Here is a 23,392-nt window from a genome sequence, read left to right on the forward strand (position 1 = left end):
ATGTCCAACGACAAGGAGTAGTGGCGATGGAGCCATTCATTATCGGTGCGGTGCGGTACGACCCCGAAGACGGTCTTAGCTGCGAGAAGTGCGGCGGCCGGTTCTGCACATGGGGTGGGAACTACAAGGAGCACGTGAAATCCCGTCGGCTCGCGGCGACGGAGCTGAAAAAGCGCGTCTCACCTTCGTATTACGTCAAGGAGCACGACGATGTGGAGCTCCGGGAGTTCCACTGCCCGCACTGTGGGCTGCTCCTGGACTTCGAGGTCTACCGAGTCGGCGAGCCGAATCGCGTTGATTACGAGCCGCTCGATCGCGCGGGTGCGCGCGGATATGACGCGCGTGCGCTGTTTGAGCAGGCGCCGGACAGCTGGATCACGTTCCAGTGACCGGGGCCTCTGTCGGAAAACCAACGGCCGTTCTCGTCACGGGCGCAGCGGGCGGCATCGGGCGGGAGATAGCCTTCAGCCTCGGCCGGCGCGGCGTCGCCGTGCTTGTGAATGACGTTGACCCCGGCCGCGTGTCGGCCGTGGTCAAGGAGTTGCGCGCAGCAGGGGTGGACGCTGCCGACGCGCTGTTCGACGTCCGCTCGACGTCGGAGGCCAACACGGCCGTCGCGAAGCTCCTGGAGCGGTACGACATCGACGGGCTCGTCAACAACGCGGGCGCTTGGGTCGTCAAACCCTTTCACAAGTCCGACCGCTCCGACTGGGAGCAGGACATCGAGCTGAACCTCTACGGCGTCCTCACCGTCACGCGAGCGGTGATCGAGGGAATGATGGCGCGCGGTGGCGGCTCGATTGTGTCGGTTGTATCCGACGCGGCCCGCGTCGGGGACCCGACCGCGCCTCCCTACGCGGCCGCGAAAGGCGCTGTGATTTCGTTCAGTAAGTCGATCGCCCAGGCTTACGGCCGCAAGGGCATCCGCGCCAATTGCGTCGCCCTCGGCGTGATCGAGACCCCGCGAACCGAGTCGATGCTCTCCGACGAGAAAATCCGGACCGCGCTGCTGAAGCGCTATCCAGCAGGCCGACTTGGCAAGCCGAGCGATGTAGCGGCGACGGTCGCGTTTTTGCTCTCGGACAAGGCCGACTGGATTACCGGCCAGGTGCTGCCGGTTAACGGCGGCTACAGCATGATCGGCTAGTGCAGATGGAGGACAAATGAATTCGGCTCCCAACGGGCCTCCCAACGAGCGCAGCCACCCGCCGTCTGACGATCGCGCCTGGCGCGAGAGCTTCTATTTCGGCTTCGTCGACTCGCGGTGCGGGCTCGGGGTGTACAACAGCCTCGGCGAGAAGCCGGTGTCCGGGCGGTCGGCCTACATCTGCACGCTTTGGCGGGAAGACCTGCTCGCGGAGACGTATATCGCTGGGCTCGAGCGCACGGCTACCGAGCACGCGTGCGGCGGGCTACGCTACCGGCTAAACGAGGATGACAGAAGCTGGGCGATCGAATACCAGGCGAAGGTTCCCGTTCTCGGACCGGTCGGCCGGAGCTACGTCGGACAGATCGACGTCGACGAGGCGTTGCCTCGCCTCGACGTCGCGATGGACCTCCGCTTCGAGCCGACTACACCGGCCTATGAGTATGCGTCGTCTCCCGCCTGGAGCCGGCTGTTCGATGGCCACGTCGAGCAGTCGGGGCGCTTCACCGGCGTCGTGACCATCGCCGATGCGCGGTACGAGATCGACGCGTTCGGCTCGCGCGACCACTCGTGGGGCCCGCGCGACTGGAGCCACCCGCGCGGGTGGACGTTCTTTACCGCGAGCTTCGACCGCGGCCCCGCGTTCATCTCGCTCTGGGCCGCGGAGACGGCATCGGGAAGCTCCGTCGATGGCTACGTGTGGCGCGACGGTGCTGCCGCGAAGGTCACCGCGATCGCCTGCGATGTAGCCGGCGGGCGCCCGGCCCCCGGCGTGCCGTTCACGGTGCGCATTACCGACTCGAGCGGTGCGACAACCGATCTCGTCTGCCGCGCGCATTCGGTGATGCGCCATCAGGTGGGCGGCGGAAGGGGCCAGCTCCCCTCGCACGTCGACCGTTGGCTGGTCGAGATCAACTCGCCCCGCGATGGCATCGGCCACGGGGAGTTCGAGCTGCTCTCGCCCATAGGTACCGAACCCGCTGCGCCCCGGCAGCTGACGTCAACACCGGATTGAGAAGGAAGTCGGCCATATCGTGAATGTCGAAGCCCAAGCGGCCACCGTCGCGGACGACACGCCGCTCCTCGTAGGCGGTCGGGAGTATTGGTCCGACTCCCTCCACGAGGTGCGCAACCCCGCCCATCCCGAGCAGTGTGTCGGCAGGATTGTGCAAGCCGACGAGACGATCGCGATCTCCGCAATTGAGGCGGCGGCCGCGGCTCTTCCCGGCTGGGCGGCTACTCCCCGCGGCGAGCGGCTCATGCACGTTCGCCAGGCGTTGTCGGGAATCGAGGCGTTCGCCGCCGACCTCGCGCCCCTCATCACGCGCGAGATGGGGAAGAACCTCCGCGAGTCCGAGTCCGAGGTCGCGCTTCCCGGCGTGGCCCTCGGCAAGTACGAGCCGCACTTCCAGCGGATGATCGACGAGCGGATCTCCGACGAGCGCGGCGACGTGGTGGTCTCGCGGGCCCCTCGCGGCGTCACCACCCTGATCGTCCCGTTCAACTGGCCGGTCGCTCAGCTGGCGCTGAAGCTCGTCCCGGCCCTGCTGATGGGGAACACGGTCGTCGTCAAGGCCTCGCCGCTCGCACCGCTCGCTGTCACGAAGGTGGTGCACGCGATCGCGAGCGCGCTGCCGCCCGGGGTGGTCAACGCGGTGTTCGGGCCCGACTCGGTTGCCTCGGTCCTCACCACGCATCCCGCAGTCCGAACAGTGTCCTTCACCGGGAGCATTGCGACCGGTCGCAAGGTGATGGCCGCGGCGGCCGCGTCGCTGAAACACGTCGTGCTCGAGCTCGGTGGGAACGACCCGGCTTTGATCCTCGCTGACGCGGCGCTGGACAAGCGGCAGTGCATCCGGATCCTGCAAGCGATCTTCTCCACGTCCGGACAGGGCTGCCAGCTGATAAAACGGATCTACGTCCACCGCTCGCGCCACGATGAGCTCGTCGAGAAGCTGGTCGCCTGCGCCGACGACTACTACGTCGTCGGGGATGGGATGGAGCCGGAGGTGAACCTCGGCCCTGTCGTCACCAAGGCACAGCGTGACCGGATTCAGAACCTCATCGAGCGCAGCAGGGGCGCTGATACGACCGTCAGGGAGACCGGGAAAGTCCACGACACGCAGGTCTTCGAGCGCGGCTGGTTCGTACGCCCGTCGTTCATCACCCATGTCGACAGCGATGCGCCGATCGTCACGGACGAGCAATTTGGTCCAGTTGTGCCGATCATCGCGTTCGACGAGGAGGACGAGGCCCTGCGACTCGCGAACGCGACCGAGTTCGGGCTCGCGGCGTCCGTCTGGACCGAGGACGCCGAGCGCGGCATGGCGCTAGGTCGTTCGATCGAGGCGGGCACTGTCTTCGTCAACAACCACAATACCTTTGCGATCTTCGATGTTGGCGGTGTCGGTGGCGTCAAGCAGAGTGGCAACGGGCGTGAGCTCGGGCCATGGGGCCTTGAGGAGTTCGCCGACCTCCAGATCCGGAGCACGCGAGCCAAGTAATCACGGAGTGCGATCACGATGCTCGAGCGGGAGATAGACACTACTGGCGTGGCAGTTGCCCGGCTGAACCAGCCGGAGCGCGGCAACTGTCTTTCCGACGACCTGATCGCGGCGCTGATCGGCTGGATCGACGAGCTCGAGCAGGGGAAGGACGCCGCCGTCCTCGTCATCGAGGGCCACCCCCGCGTGTTCTGTGGTGGGGGAGACGTCCACCGCTTTCGCAGCTGGCATGCGTGGACCGGCGCCGAGCGGCAGCGCTACTTGAAGACCGGAATCCAACCCCTGTTCCGGCGCCTGCTCGACTCCCCGCTGCTGACGGTTGCGTGCGTGGAGGGTGCCGTCGTCGGCGCTGGGCTCGACCTCCTGCTGGCCTGCGACCTGCGGTTCGCCGCTACGTCGGCGAGCGTCCGCGGTGGCTATCTCGATGTCGGCCTGGTGCCCGCCGCCGGCGCCCCGTGGCACCTCGCGCGTCTCGTTGGGACGAGCCGCGCGCTGGAGCTGCTCGTCTCAAGCGAACGCCACCCGGCTTCCCAGCTTGCCGAGTGGGGCATTTTCAACCACGTCTACGCCGACGACCAGCTGCGGTCGGCGGTCGCAGCGACGTGCCGGGCGATCGCCGGGCACGGGCGAGACCGAGTAAGCCGGCTGAAGTCGTTGGTCGGCATCGCCGGTGAGGAGTCGTTCGCCGCGCATCTGGACCGCGCGGCGGCGCTGCTCGCGGTGCTCGGAGAGACGCGGACCGGAAAGACCGATACCAGGGAGAGCGAGCGCGACGATGCGTGACCGTGATTCAGCATGGGATTGGATGTCGGCACAGGCCGAGCGATCGCCGGAGCGACGCTTCATCTTCTTCGAGGGAAGGTGGCTGACCTACGGCGACGTCGTTACCCGGGCCGACGCGGTGGCCGGTGGGCTGAGCAAGGTCGGCGTCGCGAAGGGCGATCGGGTCGCCTTCCTCGCGGGCAACTCGCCAGACTATTTCGTCGCCTTCCTCGCCGTCGTGCGTCTGGGCGCGCTGTTCGTGCCCATCATTGACGGGTCGAAGGCACCCGAGATCGAGTACGTCTTCACCCACTCCGGTTCGACCTTCCTGGTCACGGATGCCACCCAACTCGCGGAGCTGAGCGGCGCGAACGCGGAGCTCCTCGGCGGATTCCGGCGCGTCTTCCTGCTGCCGGACCCCGATACCGGCTACCAGAGGGCTCCGGCCAGCGCCGATGGCCCCCAGTGCCTGACGCTCGACGAGCTGGCCCATCTCGACGGTCCCCGGCCCGATGTCGTCGTCTCCGGCGATGATGACCTTGGCATCTTCTACACGTCCGGTACGACAGGCAAGCCGAAAGGTGCCGTGCTACCGCACCGCGGCTTCGCCGCCGCGGGGCGACTGATGGCCGAGCAGCTGCAGTATCGCGAGGATGACGTGGTCCTTTGCGTGCTCCCGCTGTTCCATGTCGGCGGGCTGCACTACTGCGTTGCGCCGGCGATCGCCGCCAGGAGCGGCGTGATGCTGCAGCGCAAGTTCAGCGTCACCCGGTTCTGGCGCGATGTCGACGAGTCCGGCGCGACAGGCGGGCTTCTGATGCCCGCGCACATGGCGATGCTGCTCACACCGCCCCCGGCCCCCGACGACCGCTCCCACCCGCTGAAGCTTGTCTGCTCGCACTACCGCGATACCAAGTTCTCGGGTCGCTTCGGCGTGGACATCGCGACAACGTGGGCGCTCAGCGAGGGAAGTGGGATCGGGACTTTCACTCGCAGGCTCTATGACCGTTATGAGGAGAAGCTTGTCGGCTGGCCACTCGGAGACGGGAAGCTCAAGATCGTCGATGCCTCCGGCGAGGAGCTGCCACCGGACTCGGTCGGGGAAATCTGCATCCAGCACGACTCGCTGATGCGCGGCTACTGGCGCGACCCGGAGCAGACCACTCTTACGCTGCGCGACGGCTGGCTGCACACGCTCGACGCTGGTCGGCTCGACTCCGAAGGCCGGCTGTTCTTCGAGGGGCGCGTGAAGAACATGATCAAGCGCTCGGGCGAGAACGTCGCGGCAGAGGAGGTACAGAACGTGATCACGTCACATCCGGCCACGGTCGAGTGCGCTGTGATCGGGGTGCCCGATCCCATCCGGACCGAGGAGGTCAAAGCTTTCGTGGTACGCACGGCGGGCTCGGAGCTTGAGCCGGAGGAGATCGTACGCTGGTGCGAGGAGCGGCTATCCAGCTTCAAGGTGCCACGCTATATCCACTTCGTCGGCCAGCTGCCCAAGAGCACCACGGGCAAGGTCCAGCTCTTCAAGCTCCGCGCGCTTCCGGATCAGACCGCGTGCTGGGACCGCCTCTCGGTGGACGGCGCCCGACATTGACAGGCGCTTCGACGACACACGTGGCGGACGACGACCAAGTCCCGATCGAGCGCCTCCGGCAGTTCCTGCGCGACGCGATGCCTGCGGCCGCTGAGCTCGCGTCGGTGGAGCGGCTCAGCGGTGGCCTGTCGTGCCTAACGTATGCGATCGGTGGGGACGGCTGGGAGGCGATCCTGCGCCGAGCACCACAGGCCGTCAGCTCGTCGCGCGCCTACGACTTCGCGCACGAATTCCGCATCCTCGAACGGATGTGGGCCAACACGGAGATCCCCGTCCCCAAGCCGCTCGCCCTCTGTGAGGATGCGGCGATCATCGGGGCGCCGTTCTATGTGATGGAGCGCGTCAAAGGGCTCGTCCTGCAGCGACACATGCCGGAACAGGCAAGAGCGACGGTGGACGGCACGCGGGCTGCCGCCCTGCTTGTGGACGCGCTCGGCGCGCTCTCCGATGTCGCGCCCGAGCTGATGTCGAGCCGCCGTAACGGCGGCGCCTACCTCGAACGCCAGCTGGCGCTTTTCCGCAAGCTGTGGGCCGCCAACAGGACGCGGCCCATTCCAGAGGTCGAGGAGCTGGCCGGGTGGCTCGAGCGGAACCGACCGGCCACCCAACGCCTGTCGGCCGTGCATGGGGACTTCAAGCTCGACAACGTCATGTTCTCGGCGGGCAAGCCGCTCGAGATCGCAGCCGTGCTCGACTGGGAGCTGGCCACCGCCGGCGATCCACTGGTCGACCTGGGGTGGCTGGTGTTCTTTCTCACTCGAGACGACCACGACGACCTTGAGCTTGGAGAGCACGCGATCCGCGCGGGCAGCCCGTTCCCCCCGCGCGCAGCGCTCGCCCAGGCCTACGCCGAGCGCACGGGGCTCTCGGTCGACGCGCTGCCCTGGTACGTCGCGTTGTCCGGCTTCAAGCTTGCGGCGATCATGGAAGGCTCGTACCGGCGCTACCTGGAAGGCGACCGGAGCCAACCGAAGTTCGCGGGCCTTGAGCAGGCCGTCATGCGCTGGGCGCGCCGTGGACTGCGGGCCGCCCGGGGCGAACTGTCGATGGAATAGGTATGATGAGTCGAATTAGTCTTCACCGCATTGAAGGGAACGGGTGGGAAATGGCGACGGTCGTCGGACGGTGGTCGTGAGTCGGGGCGGATCCCCGCCGCGGCTCGCAACGGTCGACCTCGAGCTGTCCGCAGGGGTGGCGACAATCCGCCTCGCGCGACCGGAGGCGCTGAACGCGTTCGATCGCCAGCTGGGGGAGGACCTCCTCGCGGCGCTGCGTCACGTCGGGGCAGACGACGGCGTCCGCGCGGTGGTGCTGACCGGCGCCGGCCGCGCGTTCTCCTCGGGCGCCGATCTCAGGAGCGTCCGCGACGACGACGTGCGGACCCGGTCCGGGGGCCCGAACCTCTACCACGTGCTCAGTGAACGGTTTCATCCCGCGGCCGCATGCATCCGCGAGATGCCGAAGCCGGTGGTGGCTGCAGTCCGGGGGCCCGCGGTGGGTGTGGGCATGTCGCTGGCGCTGTCATGCGACTTCGTCGTGGCCTGCGAGAGCGCCTACTTCATGCTCGCTTTCGTGAACGTCGGACTAGTTCCCGATGGTGGGGCGTCGGCGTTCGTCCTGAGCCGGGTGGGGTTCACCCGCGGGGCACGCCTCGCGCTGCTGGGCGAGCGCCTCGGCGCGGATGAGGCGGTGGATTGCGGCCTCATCAACGCGGTCTACGCCGACGACGATCTCGACGACTGCGTACACGAGCTCGCCATGCGGCTGGCCGCCGGGCCGACGCTCGCCTACGCGGGCATCAAGCGGCAGCTGAACCATTGGCTGTTCGGGCGTATGGCCGAACAGATGGAACTTGAGGCCTCGATCCAGCAGCGCCTGACGGAGTCAGCCGACTTTGGGGAGGGCGTCGCCGCCTTCGTCGAGAAGCGCCCGCCTCGCTTCATCGGAGGCTAGAGGCGTCGAGGCAATGATCGAGATAATAAAGTTATGATGACAACCAAGCGAAGAGAGCTGAACATGGTGCTAACTGGGCAGCGACTAGGAACAGTTCCGGGGGCGTGGAAGCTTTGTTGAGCGTCAAATCGCACGGGCTGTCCCGAGCCGTCCGCCTCGCATCCCTTCCTCCTGTCCTGGCTCACGCCGTGACGCAGCGCAGTAGTCAAGGGCGTGCAGCGGGCCGTCAGAACCCGCTGCCGTTGACCATTTTGATACCTCGCGACCGCGCCCGAGTGCTTGGCGTGGTGTCGTAGATGTCGGGGAGCACGGTGCCCGATTCCGTCGCCCGTCCGTCCATCCTTCCCCCCAAGGCTGGCGAGATGCTCGCCGACGACATCCGCGCGAGCATCATCGGTGATGCCCTCCCTGCGGGCACGAGGCTGCCCTCTGAGCGTGAGCTCGTCGAGCAGCATGGCCTCAGCCGCGCGACCGTCCGCGAGGCGCTCCGCTTGCTCGACGCAGAAGGCCTCATCACCATCAAGCGCGGCCCGCGGGGCGGTATTACGGTGCGCCACCCCGACCCCACGCATTTCAGCCGGTCGCTGGCGACGATGGTCGCCTTGCGCGGCGCCTCGCTCGGGCAGCTTTTCGATTTCAGGCTATCGATCGAGCCGGACGCCGCCGCTGCGGCTGCGACCATGATCACCGACGAGCAGCGCAAGGTGCTCCTCGACTCGACCTTGCCACGGGACGCGGAGGTCCCCGAGAGCGTCGACTTCCACGTCCAGGTGTCGGCAGCGTCGGGGAACGCGCTTTACCACATCGTGGTGGCGTCGCTGCACGAGGTGCTCGAGCAGCATGTGACGCTCGAGGCGCTATCCGACGACGCCTGGGAGCAGACCCGGTCGGCTCACGAGAAGATCGCGAAGGCGATCGCGTCGGGCAACGCTACCAAGGCGCGCAATGCGATGCGCTGGCATCTTGAGCGTTTCCGCGAGGACATGGCGGAGCTCGGCCGGCTCGACGAGTGGATCATCCCGCGCTCGGCGTGGCATCGCCCCGCCACCCACCGGGCCACGGCACTCGGCTGAGCTGGCACCCAGCCGGGGAAGTGTCCCCCGATCGGGGGGATGCGGCTTGCTGAAGGTCCATCCATAGCGAGGGGGACCGGCCCCAGCGGCTCCACGGCGCGACGACAGCTCCAGCACCATCGCCACCGAGGTCCCACCACGGCCCGCGGCGTCCGCCTGCGGGCCGAGGCGCTGGCCCTGAGCCGACCGGGTGGATGCGCCTGTTCGGCGAAGCACCTCAGCCGGCCCAGCCCGGCCCAGGGCCGAACCGCGTTCCGGGCACCGGCCGAGGGTTCCCGCAGCTGCCGGACAGCCGTGACCGGGCAAAACTGGGCCGGGACTACAAGAGACGATCACTCGAGGTCCGTCGCTGAATCCGCGCTCAGTCGCGCCGCTCGAAGAAGCGTCGGATCCGCTTTGTCGCCTCGTCCCCCGCGAATAGCGCGACGATCTCCTCGAGCTCCTGCGCCGCCCCGAGGGCGGGGTCTGACCCGGCTGCCTCGACGCAGCGGATGATCGCCTCCCCCGCTCGTGTCGAATTCTCGCAATAGCGCGAGGCCCATTCGATGGCCGCCGAGTCCGCCGGGTCGGCGATCCGAGTGACAAGACCCAGGGCGGCCGCCTCAGCCGCCTCGACCTGGCGCCCCGAGAGCATGATCTCGATGGCGGTTGTCCGGCCGATCAGGCGCGTGAGCCGCTGCGTCCCGCCGGCGCCCGGCAGGAGACCAAGCCTGACCTCGGGCAATCCGAGGCGCGAGCGTGAGCTGGCGAAGCGGAGGTCACAGGCGAGCGCAAGCTCGAGCCCGCCCCCGAGCGCCATGCCGTCAATCGCGGCGAGCGTCACGCAGGGGAGGCCGGCAACCGCTTCGACGGCGCCCCGGACGGCCTCGACGTAGGCCCGGAAATCTGCCGGGCTCGCGCCCCTGACCACCGCTAGATCGGCGCCAGCGCCAAAATAGCGCGCGATCCCGGAGCGGAAGACGACGGCGGGCGGATGCTGCTGCGCGAGCAAGGTGACGGCTTCGTGCAGCGCGCGGATGAGTTCGAGCGAGAACGCCCCCACCGGCGGGTTTGACAAAGTGACGACGGCGACACGGCCCTCGTGGGAAACATCGACGCGGGCGATCGCTTCGTGGGCGGCCCTCACTGCTCGTCGCCCTCTGCTCGATCGAGCCCGCGCCAGGCGACGGGAGCGCCGTCGTGCATGTTCTTGACCATCGGGAAGGACCTCACCGGCTGGCACCCCTAACTGCTCGGCTGGCTGACGTACTCGGTCGTAGGCTTGGCAACCTCGTTGCTAATGAATAGAATCAGTATACTCGACAACGCGATGGTGACAACGGTCTGGGCCATCGATAGCGCGATGGTCAGGTCCTTGCCGGCGCGGGCTGCACCGGGACCTGCCGCGGTGAACACCCCGGACGGCGCCGATCACTTCGCGCCCCGCGCCAATGCGGGGTGAGTACACCGTGGAGGTGCTGGTGGGGCCCGATTTCCCGGCTACGGACCTCGATCGTCTGTTGGGGTGTGGAGCACTTTGGACACCCGGGTCCGCAGGGCGGGCTCGGCACACTTGAGGAGCGAATGACGTTGGCCGATCTGGAGTATGAGGTGCGCGAGAACGTCGCGACGATTCGGCTGAACCGGCCGCACCGCAAGAACGCGTTCACCCTCGAGATGGTCGATGCGTGGGCGGCCACCCTGGTAGATGCGCAGGGGGACCCGGAAGTCCGGGTGATCGTGGTGACTGGATCGGGAGGCTCGTTCTGCTCGGGCGTTGACCTGTCCGAATTCAAGGGTGAAGAGCGTGATCCCTTGGCGGAGAAGGAATTGCTCACCCGACGAGTGCATCGAGTGGCGCTGGTTTTGGAGGAGGTCGACAAGCCCGTTCTCGCGGCGATAGCTGGTCCAGCGGTCGGTGCGGGCATGGACATGGCCTTGCTGTGCGATTTGCGTTTCGCATCGCGCGGAGCCAGGTTCTGCGAGGGTTACATCAAGGTCGGCCTGGTGCCCGGCGACGGGGGATGCTGGCTGCTCCCGCGGGTTGTCGGCACCTCGACGGCGTTGAAACTGCTCTGGAGCGGCGACTTCATCGAGGCAGAGGAAGCACTGCGCATGGGGTTGATCGATGGGCTCCACGACGACGCCGACCTCATGGCCAAGGTGTATGCCTACGCGGAACGACTCGCCAAGCGACCTCCGGTCGCGATCCAAATGATCAAGCGGGCGGTTCGGCAGGGTGCGCGGCACGACCTGCGCACTGCCCTGGACCTGATTTCGTCGCATCAAGCGGTCGTCACGTCGACCCGTGATTCGCGGGAAGCATTCGCGGCATTTCAGGACGGGCGTGTTGGGGCGTACGTCGGGCGGTAGTAGGGAGCCGGAATCTCTTTCTTGGTCACTGTTTGGGAGAAGGTCACTGTGGATCATTTTGCGCCCCAGGAGAGTTGCGCCGCGTTGCGAGACGAGGTCAGGTCGGTCACGTCGGCCTGGCGCTCGCAGGGGCGGTACTCGCCGCGCAGCGATGCGTGGCTGCGCGCGTTCGATCTCGAGTTCAGCAAGGAGCTCGCCGCACGGGGGCTGATCGGCATGACCTGGCCGGCCGAGTTCGGTGGCGGCGAACGCAGCAACGTTGAGCGGTTGGCCGTCACTGAGGAGCTGCTTCGTGCCGGGGCGCCGGTCGCGGCGCACTGGATCGGGGATCGCCAGATCGGTCCCGCGATCCTGCGGCACGGCTCACGCGAACTCCAGGAGGAGATCCTGCCGCAGATCGTGTCCGTGGACGCGATCTTCTGCCTGGGTATGAGCGAACCGGAGGCGGGTTCCGACCTGGCGGCTGTGCGGACCACCGCCACGCCGGCGGACGGTGGCTGGCGTTTGAACGGGCACAAGATCTGGACCAGCCATGCGCATCGCGCCACCCACGCCTATGTGCTTGCCCGCACCGAGCGGACCGAGCGCAAACACCACGGCCTGACCGAGTTTGTCGTAGACATGGGCGCCGCCGGAGTCATGGTCAGTCCGATCGTCGATCTCGCGGGGGAGCACCATTTCAACGAGGTCCGGTTCGAGGACGTGTTCATCCCCGCACACCGGGTGATCGGCGAGATCGGCGCTGGATGGCGACAGGTAGTTGAGCAACTGTCATTCGAGCGTGGCGGCGCCGAGCGGGTACTGTCGAGCTATCCGGTGTTCGCGCAAATGGTCGCCCACGCCGCACAGCAGAGCGACTCGGAACTGCGGGTCGTGGTCGGGTCGCTGGTGTCTCGCCTTGCTGTGCTGCGCCAGCTGTGTTGGGAGGTCGCGCGCGCGCTCGATTCCGGGCAGGCCCCGGTGCAGCAGGCAGCGGCCCTGAAATATCTCGGCAACGCGTTCGAACGCGACGTGATCGAAGCGCTGCGTCGCACCGAGCTGGGCCGGGAACCGACGATGAGCAGCAGCTTCGGGCAGGCACTACTGGCCTCACCGGGATTCGGACTTCGCGGCGGATCCGCCGAGGTACTGCTGTCCCTTATCGCAAAGCAGGAGACACGAGCATGAGTGAACTAGCCGCCGACCTGCGTGACCTGGTTGGCGATCTGGTAGCCCGGACGACCGATGGAGGGACACCGGCCGCAGCGCTGCGGCTGTGGGAGCGGGCTCGCGAACTGGGGTTGCCACAGGTCGGTGTCCCGGAGGAATTCGGGGGATCGGGCGGCACCCTGAGCGATCTTCTCGTGCTTGTGCACACGTTGGGGACCCACGGAATCGGACTACCGATCGTCGAGGCGTCGGTCGCGGACTGGGTACTCGGTGAACACCGGGACGATTCGTGGGCCACAATCGCGTTTGCCGGCAGTTCGTCGCCCACGCCGGCCGACCGAGTCACGGGCGAGTTTCCCGCTGTGCCGTGGGCCCGCAACGCCGACCGGCTCGTGCTCTGCATGGCTGACGATGTTGCTGTGGCGGTCGATCTCCGGCACGAATCGGTGATTGTCCACGCCGAAGACAACATCGCTGGCGAGCCGCGCGACACGGTCGTGCTCGCACAGACGCCCGTCACGCCGATCGTGGGCAGCCCACCGGTGTCGGCGATCCGGGATCGCCTCGCGTTGCTGTGGTCGACCGCGGTTGCCGGCGCGGCACACGGGGCCTACCGGTTGACGAAGAGTCATGTCGCGCAACGGCGCCAGTTCGACGCACCACTGCTGAAATTGCCGGCAGTGGCCACGAATCTGGCGACGATGCGAGTTCACCTCATGCAGGCCGATGCCGCGCTGGCAAGCGCGGGTGGCACCGCGGACTCCGCTGGCGTCGCCATCGCGCGAATCACCACCGCAGCCGCGGCCACCGAGATCGCGAGGTTGGCTCACCAGCTGCACGGGGCCATCGGCATCACGCAGGAGCACCCGTTGCACCACTACACGCGGCGCCTATGGGCATGGCGGGACGCTCTTGCCACTGAGCGTGACTGGTGTGCGGTCCTCGGCGCGTACGCCAGCGAAGGGGGAGAGCATGAGGTGTGGACACGGTTGACCGCGTCGTCGACATCCACAGTGGAGTCCGAGCGCTGTCGCGGGTGAACCAGCTAGCGCCGGCCGTTCCCCAGGGCAACGGGGGAGACGAGTGGCGGCCTCGCTTGAGCACGATCAGGTGCACGAGGGACAGTTGAGTGACGTGCCCGACGGTGACCCGGCCGTGCCGTCCTATCGAGCGAACACCGAGCGTTTTGGCCGGCCGCCGTGGCGTCCGGCAGGTGAAAGATCCTTCAGGCCAGCGCAGACTCTCTTGCCGGGGGTGACGATCCCGTACTCGTGGATCTTCCGCTAGTTCAACTAGCGCGACAGGGCGAGTTCGATCAGCTCCTCCGGCGCGCAGCTGCGTTCGGCCAGCCCGGCGGCGACGGCGGCCGACGGGGTGTAACTGCGGGCCGCGAACCGGATGACGCCTCCGGAAATGATCCTCGTGTCGGCCGCCTGCGCGAGCGCGTACCCCGCCCCCACCGCGTCGCCGTTGATGGCCGCCACGATCGCCACCGGGTGCGCACGCAGCGCCGCCAGCGCCCGCGGCAGGTACTGCTGGGCCTCGGCCGTCGGCTCGAGGTCGGGCGCGAACACCGCCCCGGTGCCGGTGAGCACGACGGCGCGTTCCGGGCCCACGTAGGCGATCGCGGCCAGCAGGCTTTCCAGCAGTCCGGCAGTCAGTGCCGGCGCTGGGCGCATTCTGACCACAATCGCCCTGTCGTCGTAGCTCAGGTCAAGCATCGAACAGCTCCCTCATGGCGATCCGGCCCGCACACTTTCCCGAGATTAGAACGAAACCGGGCAACGTCGTGTCTCAAAGTGAGACCGCCCGGGGCGCGGCCGTGCGCGATCGTTGGGGAAACCGAGAAGACATGGAGTGGCCGATGTGGACAGTGAGCGAAGTGCCGCCGACGGACCGCCGCGAAGACGACGCGGACACCGAAGTCGTGCGCGGCGAAGGCAGCCAGGACGAAGCGCCCGACCAGGAACACCGGCCCTGCCTCGAGCGCGCACGCCGCCGGCTCCTCGACACCGGATGGCAGATCCAGGCCCTGACACCGTGAATGACAAAACCGCGTCCGGTGCTCGCGAAAGCACCGGACGCGGTTTTGTCTAGTAGATGTTCGACGGCCGCACCATGCCCTCGGCCAGATCGCCGGTGCCCGGGGCGATGATCGCACCCGGGTTGACCAGCACCTGCTCCACCACGGCGGTTTCGGTGGTGATCAGCAGCGCCGCGATCGACGCCGCGCTCTCCAGCGCCGAACGGGTCACCTTGAGCGGATCGACCACCCCGGCGGCGAAGAGATCGCCGTACTCGCCGGTCAGCGCGTCGAACCCGCCCCCGTTGTCCAGTTCGGACACCCGTGCCACGACCTCACCGCCGTCGTAGCCCGCGTTGGACGCGATCCACCGCAGCGGTTCCCCGAGTGCCCGGCGCACGATCTCGCGTCCCTGCGCGGCGTCTGCGTCGAGGCCGACCAGATCCACGCACCGCGCGGCCTGCGCCAGCGGCGCCCCGCCGCCGGCCACCACACCCTCCTCCAGCGCCGCACGGGCCGCCGCCAGCGAGTCCTCGACCCGCAGCATCCGCTCCTTGAGCTCGACACTCGTGGCCGCACCGACGCGCACGACGGCGATGCGGCCCGACAGCCGCGCGATGCGCAGCTTCAGGCTGTCCTGATCGTGCTCGATCCGCGCGCGCTGGAGTTGCTTGTCCAGCTGGCCGATCCGGGCCCGCACGAGCGCCTCGTCACCGGCACCGCCGATGATCGTCGTCGTCTCCTCGGTGATCGTGATGTGCTCGCAGCGGCCGAGGTCGGCTTCGGTGACCTCGGTCAGCGTGACGCCCGAGTCCTCGCTGACGACCCGTCCGCCGAGCGCGGCGGCCAGGTCCTCCAGCTCGGCGACCCGCCGGTGCCCGAAGCCGGGTGCGCGCACCACGACCGCCGGGCAGGTGCCGTGCACGTTGCCGCTGACGATCATCTGCAGTGCCGGCCCGTCGACGTGCTCCGCGAGGATCACCAGCGGCCGGTCCAGCCTGCGGGCCGCCTCCACGGTCGGCATCAGCTCCTGCACCTGGCTGATCTTCTTGTTCGTCAGCAGGATGACCGCGTCGTCGTAGGACGCCTCCATCCGTTCGCGGTCGGTGACCATGTACGGCGAGGTGTAGCCGTGGTCGAGCTCGATCCCGTCGACGAGCTCGACGCTCAGCCCGGGTTCGCCGGATTCCTCCACCTCGACGACGCCTTCGCGGCCGACCGCGGCCAGCGCCTGCCCGATGACCCGGCCGATCCGCTCGTCGTCGCTCGCCGCCAGCGTCGCGATCCGCTCCAGCTCCGCCTCGCCCGCCACCTGGGTCGCGGACTTGCGCAGCCACTCCACGACCGCCTCGACGGTCTCCTCGATGCCGCGGCGCACGCGCATCGGATTCGCGCCCTCGCCGAGCGCGGCCAGCCCTTCCCGCACCATCGCCTGCGCGAGCACCGTCGCGGTGGTGGTGCCGTCGCCGACCGCGCCGTTGGTCTTCATCGCGACTTCCTTGACCAGTTGCGCCCCCATGTTGGCGAACGGTTCGGCCAACTGGATCTCGCGGGCGATGGTCACGCCGTCGTTGGTGATCGTCGGCGGCCCCGTCAGCTTCTCCAGCACCGCGTTGCGGCCCTTGGGTCCCAGCGTCACCTTCACCGCGTCGGCCAGCGCGTTGACACCCAGCTCCAGCTGGCGCCGCGCGTCGACGCTGAATCGCAGCTCCTTCGCCATGATGCTTCCTTTCTTCTGATCAGGGAACGAGAATCGCCCGGCCGCGAACCTTGCCCGCGTTCAGGTCGTCGATGGCCAGCTGGAATTCCGCCAGCCCGTACCGCGCGGTGTGCAGCTTCACCTTGCCCTGCGCGGCGAGCACCATGAGGTCCTGCAGATCGGTGTAGGACCCGACGAGGTTGCCGATGAAGTTGATCTCGGTCGAGATGACGTCGATGGTCGGCACGTTGATGTTCTCGCCGTAGCCGACGACGTAGTAGTTGCCCGCACGGCGCAGCATCCGCACGCCTTCGGCCGTTGACCCGCCTTCGCCGACGAAGTCGATGACGGCCTCCGCGCCGTGCCCGCCCGTCACTTCGAGGACCTCGTCGACGTGGCTGCCGTCGGCCACCACGGTGACGTCGGCGCCGACCTGCCGCGCCAGTTCGAGCGCCGCGGGGTTGCGGTCCACGACGACGAGCGTGGCCGCGCTCATCGCCTTCATGCACTGGATGCCGATGTGGCCGAGGCCGCCCGCGCCGATGATCACGCAGACCTCACCGGGACGCAGGAACCCGGCCGCCTTCGCCGCGGCGTGCTGCGCGGTGAGACCGGCGTCGGCGAGCGCGGCGACATCGGCGGGCTCCAGGCTGTCGTCGAGCTTCACGCACGAACGCGCCGAGGTCAGCAGGTACTCGGCGTACCCACCATGCGTGTCGATACCGGGAAACCGCGAGTTCTCGCAGTGCACGTCGTCTCCGAGACGGCAGGCGCGGCACAGCCCGCACGTCATCAACGGGTGCAGGATCACCTTGTCCCCCACCGCGACGTTGGTCACCGCGTCGCCGACCGCGTGCACCCAGCCCGCGTTCTCGTGCCCGATCGTGTACGGCAGGGTGACGCCGGACTTCTCCGCCCACTGGCCTTCGAGGATGTGGATGTCGGTGCGGCACACCCCGGCGGCACCGATCTTGACCACGACGTCGAACGGACCGGTGATCTTCGGTTCGTCGACGTCGCGCAGTTCGAGCTTGCGGTGGTAGCCGGTTACCTGTGCGGCTTTCATGGGTGACTCCTGGAATTGGTGATGACCGGGGCGGCGCCCACCGGATCGGCGTAGCGGGTGGCGAGCAGTCCCCGGCAGAAATGGGCGTTGCCCTCGATGGACACCCGGGTGGTCGCCGCCAGCCGCAGCCACAGCTTCAGATCCGACTTCGCGACCGGCTCGCCGTCGTGACCGACCAGCACCCGGGCGTGCGAGTGGTTGAGCAGGCCGATGGCCTCGCGGCGGCGGAGCAGGGCCAGTTTCAGCCGGTCCTCGGGCAGGTCGAAAAGTTCGAGCAGCGGCAGTTCCTCCAGCGTCCACGCACCACTGGCCAGTACCGCGCGGCAGCAGCGTTCCATCGCGGCCACGTGGGCTTTGCGCTGGAACGTGCGGCGCAGCTCGTCGAGGCCTTCCTCGGCCTCCACACCGAAAGTCCCGACGTAGCCCAGCCCCGCGGCGGTGCCGGCGTTGATCTTGTCGGAGTCATGGTGGTCGTCCAGCAGCACCCGCACCCGCCCCGTGTCCGGGACTCCCGCCAGCGCGTCGTAGGCGTCGGCGACCATCAGGTACGCGAAATTGGGCGCACAGAAGGAAGTGGGGAGGCGCAGGTGCACCTCCACCCCCTCGTCGTCGATCGCCACGGACCGGACGAAGCCCAGCTCGGTCACGGGTTCGTCCAGCTCGGGGTCGAGCACCGTCGCCAGCGCCGAGAGGATTTCCGTTTCCACGGTCTGGACCGTCGCCGTCATCACACACCCGCCCCCGAGGCCGCGGGCAGCCGGAACTGTCGTGGCACGTCGAGGCCGTACAGCGAGGCCGCGTTGAGCCCGAGGATCTTCTTCTTCTGTTCCGGGGTGATCGCCGGGTACTCCGGCATGTCCTCGGGAATCTGGAAGTCCACGAACTTCTCGACCAGCCACTTCGGCGTCCACAGCGCGTAGTCGCTGCCGAAGAGGATGCGATCCTCGCCGATCCAGTACAGCAGCTCACCGATGATCTGCGCGAAGTAGCGCGGCCGGGCGTGGATGAACGGCATCGCGACCGCCAGTCCGCCGTAGACATTGGACTCCTGCGTGGCGATCCAGCAGAAGTCCTCCAGCCGCGGCAGCCCGACGTGCTCCACGATGAAGTTCAGGTCGAGGTAGTCGGTGGCGACCTTGTCGATGTCTGCGACATCGAACGCGTCCCGGTCCAGCGGCTTGATCGTCGGTCCCTTGTGGACGTGAACGTTGGTGATGCCCAGCTCCAGGCACTCTTCGAGGTAGCGGCGCGACCACGGTTCGTCCAACTTGTAGCCGCGCGAGTCACCGTGCCATTCCGCGGTGTAGAGCTTGACGCCCTTGAGGTTGAACCGCTCGGCGTCGCGCCGCAGCTGCTCCAGCCCGGCCTCGCCGTTGCGCGGGTCGTAGGCGTGGTTGTAGGTCAGCCTCTCCGGGTGCTGCCGGGCGAGCCCGAACGCTTCCTCGGTCTGGCCGAACCCGTTGTGGTAGAAGTCGGACAGCAGGGTCGCCTGGAAGATCGCGTGGTCGACATAACCCTCGGCGAAAAGGTCCTTCATGAACCGCTCGGCGCCGTAGTAGGTGTAGGTGTCGTAGTCCCAGATGACGTCTTCGGGGCTGAGATTGCGGTGGTAGTCGTAGAAGCAGTCGATGAACTCCTTGCCGTGCACGTTCTTGTGGTTCGACGCACGGCCGTCCCAGATGTGAACGTGCCCGTCCACGATGTAGTAGCTCTCGCCGTCCTTTTCGTACATGGAAACCTCTCGCTGTGTGGGGTGCGTACTGGAAGGGTGGTGGCGGGGCTCCCCCAGCGAGGGCCCCGCCACCACCGGGATCGGTTGTCCGGCCTCAGCCGTGTGCGAGCAGGTCGAAGCCGATGTAGTCGGCGGCGTCCTCCGGGTTGGCGAACAGCAGCGTGCGGTCGTCCAGGTGCACCATGCGCCCGTAGTGGGTCGAGCTGATCTCTTCGAAGATCGAGCCGTCGAAGGGCTGACCGAGTGCCTCGGTCAGCTCGTCGTAGTCGAACTCCAGAAGCTTGGTGCCGTCGACCCGGATCATGGACGGGTACTCGACCAGCGAGACGCCCTCCTTGGTCGCCATCACGTCGGCGACGACCCGCCCCACCGGGGTGTTCATCAGCGTGACACCACACATGTTCGAGGATCCGGCATGCGAACCGAACTGCATTTCGCTCACTTCGTCAACTCCTTGGGAACGTCGAGCCCGATCTCGTCGAGCAGCTGGGTGAACTTCTCCGTGGTGGCGGCGAGCGAGTCGGCGAACGTGACCGTCTTCTCAGCCGGCTGCGACCAGATCGGCTGCAGCGCGTGCGCCGCTTCCAGGCACGGCGGCACCCACTTCGCGAGCCACTGGCCGAACAGCTCCTTGTTGCTCGCGCCGAACTTCTCGTCGCGGGTGAGCAGCTGGAACAGGGCACGGGTGTAGCCGAGGTCTCGGCTGTAGTCGTGCTCCCCGGTGCCGACAATGGTCGGCGTGATGTAGTCGCCGTTCTTGGCCGAGATCTGCATGACCAGCTCGGAGCGGAACAGCTGACCGACCAGCTGCTCGAACACGACGTTGGTGCCGAACAGCAACTCGGCCCAGTCACCGACCGCGGTCAGCTCCTCGACGACCTTGCGGGTGGGCTGCCACTCCTCGGCCGAGGCCCACACCTCCTTGTGCGCCGAGCCGTCGAACGATTCGAGCGAGTCGGACAGGTCCAGGTTGAACAGGGCGAGGTCCTGGGCGAAGCGCATCTTGTGCGCCGCGTTGACCGCCACCGCCGTGTTGATCATGTTCGTCGGCCCGGAACGCTGGATCGAGGTGAACACGTGCAGCGCCATCCCGTTCTCGGCGTGCATCCAGGCACCGAGGTTGCGCGAGATGAACTTCTGCCAGGCGGTGTTCCAGTTTCCGTAGCCACCCGCGCGCTTGGCGTTCTCCAGGCACAGGGCGACCTGACGCACCACCGCGGAGTTGTTGCGGTAGATGGTCTGTTCCCACTCCTCGTTGGGATCGAGGAAGGCATGCCAGTTGGAGGATTTCGCGGCCGTCCACTCCTGCGGGTAGCCGCCGGGGCCGTCGCCGAAGCCGTAGATCCAGCCCTGGCTGAGGTGCCGCTCGGGGTCCGGCTGCACGTCGACGGTCACGTCCTCGTACACGGTCGCCCGCAGCTTGGCCGGTTTGAAGTAGTTGTAGGTGCGGCTCTTCGAACTGGGGAAGTCCAGGGCACCGGCTTCGGAGTCGGTGAACTCGACCTTGGGGAAGCTACGCACCTTCGGCGCAGGCGTTGCGCTGCTCGCCATGTGATATCTCCTCTGATATCTACTCGTCACGAACCGATGTGGTGAACTTGTCGTAGAAGACCTGGTCGTCGGGTACGCCCTGGCGCGCGGCCAGCTCCAGCGCGGCGTCCACCATGGGCGGTGGCCCGCACAGGTAGACCTCGGTCCGGTGCAGCTCCGGCTCGCGGGCCTCGGCCACATCGGTGACCATGCCCTGCTCGGCCGTGACATCGAGGTCCTCGATGCCCGCGTCCGATTCGGAAAGGGCGACGACGAACTCGAAGTCCGCGAGCCGTTCACCCAGTGCGCGGATCTCGTCCAGGTAGAACAGATCCGCCGGGGTGCGGGCGCCGTAGTAGAAGCGGATCCGGCGGGTGTCGCCGGTTTCGCTCAGGTGCCGCAGCAGGCCGAGCACCGGTGCCATCCCCGCCCCGCCCGCCATCAGCACCAGGGGAAGGACGTGCCCGCTCTTGAGCGTGAAGTTGCCGTACGGCCCTTTCAGCTCGATCGTGTCGCCGACCGCGATGCCCCCGTCCAGTAGCGACGAGAACACCCCACCCGGGTACTTCTTGATGACGAACTCGATGTGGTCCGACGTTGACGGCGTCGTCGCCATCGAGAACGACCGGTGCTCGTCGGTGCCGGGGATGGTCAGATCCGCGTACTGGCCTGGCTTGAACTCGTACGCCGGCGGGTCGACCGGCTTGAGCTTGAGGCCTACGATGTCGTGCGTGTGCGGCACGATCTCGGCGACCTCGGTCCGGATCTCCTGCAGCGGGGCGGAGTTGAGCAGCTCGTCCTCGTCGAAGTTGAGCAGCTCGATGGTGCAGTCGCTGAAGGCGTGTGCCCGGCACAGCAGCACGAAGCCCTCCTCGACCTCCGCGTCGTTGCAGGCGAAGGTGGAGTAGCGCTCCATCTGGATCTCGCCGTCCAGTACGTAGGACTTGCACGCCGAGCACTGGCCCTCGCGGCATCCGTGCATGAGGTGGATGCCTTGGCGGAACGCGGCGTCGAGGATCTTCTCGTCCTCGCCGACCTCCATCTCGATGTCGACCGGTTCGAAGGAGATGCGATGCTTGTCGGCCATTGATCTCTCGATTCTCGGGGCGGACGGCGGCGAGGTTCGCCGCCGTCCGCGGGCCTAGAAGACCGTCAGGCGGCCGTGACGTTGGGGTTGGCGCGGTAAGCCGCGGCCCACTCCTCGCGTTCGGCGTCGGTCATCTGGTTGAGCGTGACGTTCGGGCTGGCGAACCGGATGCCCCGGAGGTCGTCGAGCGTCCACAGCTTCTTCGGGTCGTCCAGGTCCAGATGCGGCTGCGGGATCAGCGTCCTGCCGTCGTCGCGGACGTAGCCCAGGTCCTTGACGATGTCGGCGAGATCGCGGTCGTGGTGCAGCGTCTCCCACTCGCGCTTGCCGGTGAGCCGGCCCATGTTGGGGGTCTCCCGGCCCTCGTACTCGGGGCGGAAGGCGACCTTGTCGGTCCAGGCGCAGGTTTCGGAGCAGTAGGTCCGCCACTGGTCGTCGACCTTGTCGACCACCAGGTCCTCGCGGACGAGGCAGGGCACCATGCAGGTCCAGCAGCGGTGCGGGTACTCGTAGCCGACCTCTTCGAACGCGATCGGCTTGTTCCGGCCCGGGTAGCGCAGCCGGTTGTAGGCCTCCCACCACTTGCCGAACTGGCTGTACCAGCCCGGGTACTTGTCCTCGAACCACTCGAAGTCGGCGTCGGTCATGCCGTCGATGCGCCAGTAGTTCACCGGCCAGCCGGTGGCGAAGAACTGCGCGACCCGGTGGACGTAGAACTTGTTGGTGATCCGGTTCCACGCCTCCTCGACCAGGTCGTGCGGGATCACCAGGCCGTACTTCTCCAGCGGGAGGAGATAGCTGCGGTAGTAGTCGTCGTAGATCCAGCGACGCCACATCTCGGCGTAGGACTCGCGGTCCTTGCGGCGGTCCTTGGTGCCGTACTCGATGAAGGTGCCGATCGCGGCGTCCACCACGCAGTGGTTGTTCCACCAGGCGTAGCGCAAATCGCGCTCCAGCAGCGGGCGGTTGCGCTCGTCGGCCAGCGCCATCAGCAGGATGGAGTAGCCGTTGGAGATGTGCCGGGACTCGTCCGACTGCACCGAGTGGAACACCGTGGGCAGCAGGTAGTCGCCGTTGGCGGCCGCCTCGTCGGGCATCGCGACGAACAGCGTGTTGGTGAACGCGGTCTCCGCGACGACGGTCAGGTAGATGTTGGCCGCGGTGATCGCGTCACCGGTGATGAACCCTTCACCGAACTGGCGGCCGATGGTGCCCGCGTAGTTGTTCGAGAACGCCTTCTCGGTGATGTCGAACCCGGCCGGGTCGATGTAGTTGTTCATGTACAGCTTTTTGAGGTTCATCTGGATCGTCGAGTGCCGTACCTCGTCGATCATCTGCACCGCGAGGCCGTTGTGGATCTCGGGGTTGGGCACCGCGTCGATGGCCATCGGCATCGCCCGCGCGGCGGAGATCTCCGGGAACGGGATGATCGACAGGAACAGCTTCTGCCACTCCAGCCAGCGCTGCTGCACCTGCCGGAACATGTTGCCCCGGATCGCGCCGTCCATCGCGCCGAAGACGCGGTTGTCCTTTTCCTCCTCCATCGGGAAGTACGACCGCATGATCTGCTTGAGCGGGTCCTTCTTCGGCGCCTTCTCGAACGTGTAGTCGGTGCCGAAGCGCGTCGCCGGGGTTGCGAAGGTGGGTTCCCACGACAACTCGGTGATCTTGTTATGCGCCTTGGTGAGACTTTGCCTGCTCAATTCAGCCTCCTT

23 protein-coding genes are annotated in these 23,392 nt (G+C 67.3%); 13 read left to right on the forward strand and 10 right to left on the reverse strand.

Annotated elements, in window-relative coordinates; translation table 11 throughout:
• The first annotated feature begins 26 nt into the window (after positions 1-26).
• The 9 genes from LWP59_RS05635 to LWP59_RS05675 all read left to right on the forward strand — a co-directional run bounded on the left by LWP59_RS05635 (position 27) and on the right by LWP59_RS05675 (position 9,039).
• On the forward strand, positions 27-389 hold the full coding sequence (locus tag LWP59_RS05635; RefSeq protein WP_144636294.1) for an acetone carboxylase subunit gamma: 363 nt from the start codon (positions 27-29) through the stop codon (positions 387-389).
• Positions 386-1,147 (forward strand): SDR family NAD(P)-dependent oxidoreductase, encoded by a 762-nt coding sequence (locus LWP59_RS05640; protein ID WP_186383155.1) that lies wholly within the window; start codon positions 386-388, stop codon positions 1,145-1,147. The genes LWP59_RS05635 and LWP59_RS05640 overlap by 4 nt, the downstream gene beginning before the upstream one ends.
• 16 nt (positions 1,148-1,163) lie before the next feature.
• Complete coding sequence (locus LWP59_RS05645; RefSeq protein ID WP_144636288.1) at positions 1,164-2,162, forward strand: DUF7065 domain-containing protein; 999 nt, start codon at positions 1,164-1,166, stop codon at positions 2,160-2,162.
• Positions 2,163-2,181: 19 nt separating this feature from the next.
• Positions 2,182-3,651, forward strand: a complete 1,470-nt coding sequence (locus LWP59_RS05650; protein ID WP_186383154.1) for an aldehyde dehydrogenase family protein — start codon at positions 2,182-2,184, stop codon at positions 3,649-3,651.
• An 18-nt stretch (positions 3,652-3,669) separates the two neighbouring features.
• A complete protein-coding gene (locus tag LWP59_RS05655) occupies positions 3,670-4,434 on the forward strand; it encodes an enoyl-CoA hydratase/isomerase family protein (RefSeq protein ID WP_144636283.1) in 765 nt (254 codons plus the stop codon).
• Positions 4,435-4,456: 22 nt separating this feature from the next.
• Complete coding sequence (locus LWP59_RS05660; protein ID WP_186383153.1) at positions 4,457-6,013, forward strand: class I adenylate-forming enzyme family protein; 1,557 nt, start codon at positions 4,457-4,459, stop codon at positions 6,011-6,013.
• A 20-nt stretch (positions 6,014-6,033) separates the two neighbouring features.
• On the forward strand, positions 6,034-7,068 hold the full coding sequence (locus LWP59_RS05665; protein ID WP_144636277.1) for a phosphotransferase family protein: 1,035 nt from the start codon (positions 6,034-6,036) through the stop codon (positions 7,066-7,068).
• A gap of 136 nt (positions 7,069-7,204) precedes the next feature.
• Positions 7,205-7,966 carry an enoyl-CoA hydratase/isomerase family protein gene (locus LWP59_RS05670; protein ID WP_222425474.1) on the forward strand — a complete coding sequence of 254 codons (762 nt, stop codon included), beginning with the start codon at positions 7,205-7,207 and terminating at the stop codon, positions 7,964-7,966.
• 311 nt (positions 7,967-8,277) lie between these two features.
• Positions 8,278-9,039 (forward strand): FadR/GntR family transcriptional regulator, encoded by a 762-nt coding sequence (locus LWP59_RS05675; protein ID WP_191334852.1) that lies wholly within the window; start codon positions 8,278-8,280, stop codon positions 9,037-9,039.
• A gap of 361 nt (positions 9,040-9,400) precedes the next feature.
• On the opposite strand, the gene LWP59_RS05680 is transcribed toward LWP59_RS05675, so the two are convergent.
• Positions 9,401-10,165 carry an enoyl-CoA hydratase/isomerase family protein gene (locus LWP59_RS05680; protein WP_186383152.1) on the reverse strand — a complete coding sequence of 255 codons (765 nt, stop codon included), beginning with the start codon at positions 10,163-10,165 and terminating at the stop codon, positions 9,401-9,403.
• Positions 10,166-10,608: 443 nt separating this feature from the next.
• On the opposite strand from LWP59_RS05680, the gene LWP59_RS05685 reads away from it, so the two are divergent.
• From LWP59_RS05685 to LWP59_RS05695, 3 genes are read left to right on the forward strand one after another with little or no spacing between them, the layout of a single operon-like run.
• A complete protein-coding gene (locus tag LWP59_RS05685; protein ID WP_144636255.1) occupies positions 10,609-11,391 on the forward strand; it encodes an enoyl-CoA hydratase/isomerase family protein in 783 nt (260 codons plus the stop codon).
• 48 nt (positions 11,392-11,439) lie between these two features.
• The gene (locus LWP59_RS05690) at positions 11,440-12,558 is read left to right on the forward strand and encodes an acyl-CoA dehydrogenase family protein (protein WP_144636252.1); all 1,119 of its coding nucleotides are present in this window, start codon (positions 11,440-11,442) and stop codon (positions 12,556-12,558) included.
• A complete protein-coding gene (locus LWP59_RS05695) occupies positions 12,555-13,580 on the forward strand; it encodes an acyl-CoA dehydrogenase family protein (protein ID WP_144636249.1) in 1,026 nt (341 codons plus the stop codon). The genes LWP59_RS05690 and LWP59_RS05695 overlap by 4 nt, the downstream gene beginning before the upstream one ends.
• 252 nt (positions 13,581-13,832) lie before the next feature.
• Here the strand turns inward: LWP59_RS05695 and LWP59_RS05700 are convergent, their stop codons facing one another.
• Positions 13,833-14,261, reverse strand: coding sequence for an enoyl-CoA hydratase-related protein (locus tag LWP59_RS05700; RefSeq protein ID WP_144636246.1), 429 nt, complete (start codon positions 14,259-14,261; stop codon positions 13,833-13,835).
• Between the two features lie 143 nt (positions 14,262-14,404).
• Between LWP59_RS05700 and LWP59_RS05705 the strand changes: the two genes are divergently transcribed.
• The gene (locus LWP59_RS05705) at positions 14,405-14,584 is read left to right on the forward strand and encodes a hypothetical protein (RefSeq protein WP_233921975.1); all 180 of its coding nucleotides are present in this window, start codon (positions 14,405-14,407) and stop codon (positions 14,582-14,584) included.
• Between the two features lie 49 nt (positions 14,585-14,633).
• Here the strand turns inward: LWP59_RS05705 and groL are convergent, their stop codons facing one another.
• The 8 genes from groL to LWP59_RS05745 form a co-directional block, all read right to left on the reverse strand.
• The gene (gene groL / locus LWP59_RS05710; RefSeq protein WP_144636244.1) at positions 14,634-16,283 is read right to left on the reverse strand and encodes a chaperonin GroEL; all 1,650 of its coding nucleotides are present in this window, start codon (positions 16,281-16,283) and stop codon (positions 14,634-14,636) included.
• Between the two features lie 19 nt (positions 16,284-16,302).
• On the reverse strand, positions 16,303-17,328 hold the full coding sequence (locus tag LWP59_RS05715) for an NAD(P)-dependent alcohol dehydrogenase (RefSeq protein WP_144636241.1): 1,026 nt from the start codon (positions 17,326-17,328) through the stop codon (positions 16,303-16,305).
• Entirely contained in the window at positions 17,325-18,056 is a 732-nt protein-coding gene (locus LWP59_RS05720) for an iron-sulfur cluster assembly protein (protein ID WP_144636239.1), read from the reverse strand. Before LWP59_RS05720 ends, LWP59_RS05715 begins: the two co-directional genes overlap by 4 nt.
• Positions 18,056-19,060: an amidohydrolase family protein gene (locus LWP59_RS05725; protein ID WP_144636237.1), complete on the reverse strand. Its 1,005-nt coding sequence runs from the start codon at positions 19,058-19,060 to the stop codon at positions 18,056-18,058. The genes LWP59_RS05720 and LWP59_RS05725 overlap by 1 nt, the downstream gene beginning before the upstream one ends.
• 94 nt (positions 19,061-19,154) lie before the next feature.
• On the reverse strand, positions 19,155-19,493 hold the full coding sequence (mimD, locus tag LWP59_RS05730) for a propane 2-monooxygenase effector subunit MimD (protein ID WP_186383157.1): 339 nt from the start codon (positions 19,491-19,493) through the stop codon (positions 19,155-19,157).
• A 5-nt stretch (positions 19,494-19,498) separates the two neighbouring features.
• On the reverse strand, positions 19,499-20,611 hold the full coding sequence (locus LWP59_RS05735) for an aromatic/alkene monooxygenase hydroxylase subunit beta (protein WP_144636232.1): 1,113 nt from the start codon (positions 20,609-20,611) through the stop codon (positions 19,499-19,501).
• A 19-nt stretch (positions 20,612-20,630) separates the two neighbouring features.
• Positions 20,631-21,677 carry an FAD-binding oxidoreductase gene (locus LWP59_RS05740; protein WP_144636230.1) on the reverse strand — a complete coding sequence of 349 codons (1,047 nt, stop codon included), beginning with the start codon at positions 21,675-21,677 and terminating at the stop codon, positions 20,631-20,633.
• A gap of 65 nt (positions 21,678-21,742) precedes the next feature.
• On the reverse strand, positions 21,743-23,380 hold the full coding sequence (locus LWP59_RS05745) for a ferritin family protein (protein ID WP_144636227.1): 1,638 nt from the start codon (positions 23,378-23,380) through the stop codon (positions 21,743-21,745).
• Between the last annotated feature and the right edge of the window lie 12 nt (positions 23,381-23,392).

This window comes from Amycolatopsis acidiphila (assembly GCF_021391495.1).
In the GTDB taxonomy this organism is placed as follows: Bacteria; Actinomycetota; Actinomycetes; order Mycobacteriales; family Pseudonocardiaceae; genus Amycolatopsis_E; species Amycolatopsis_E acidiphila.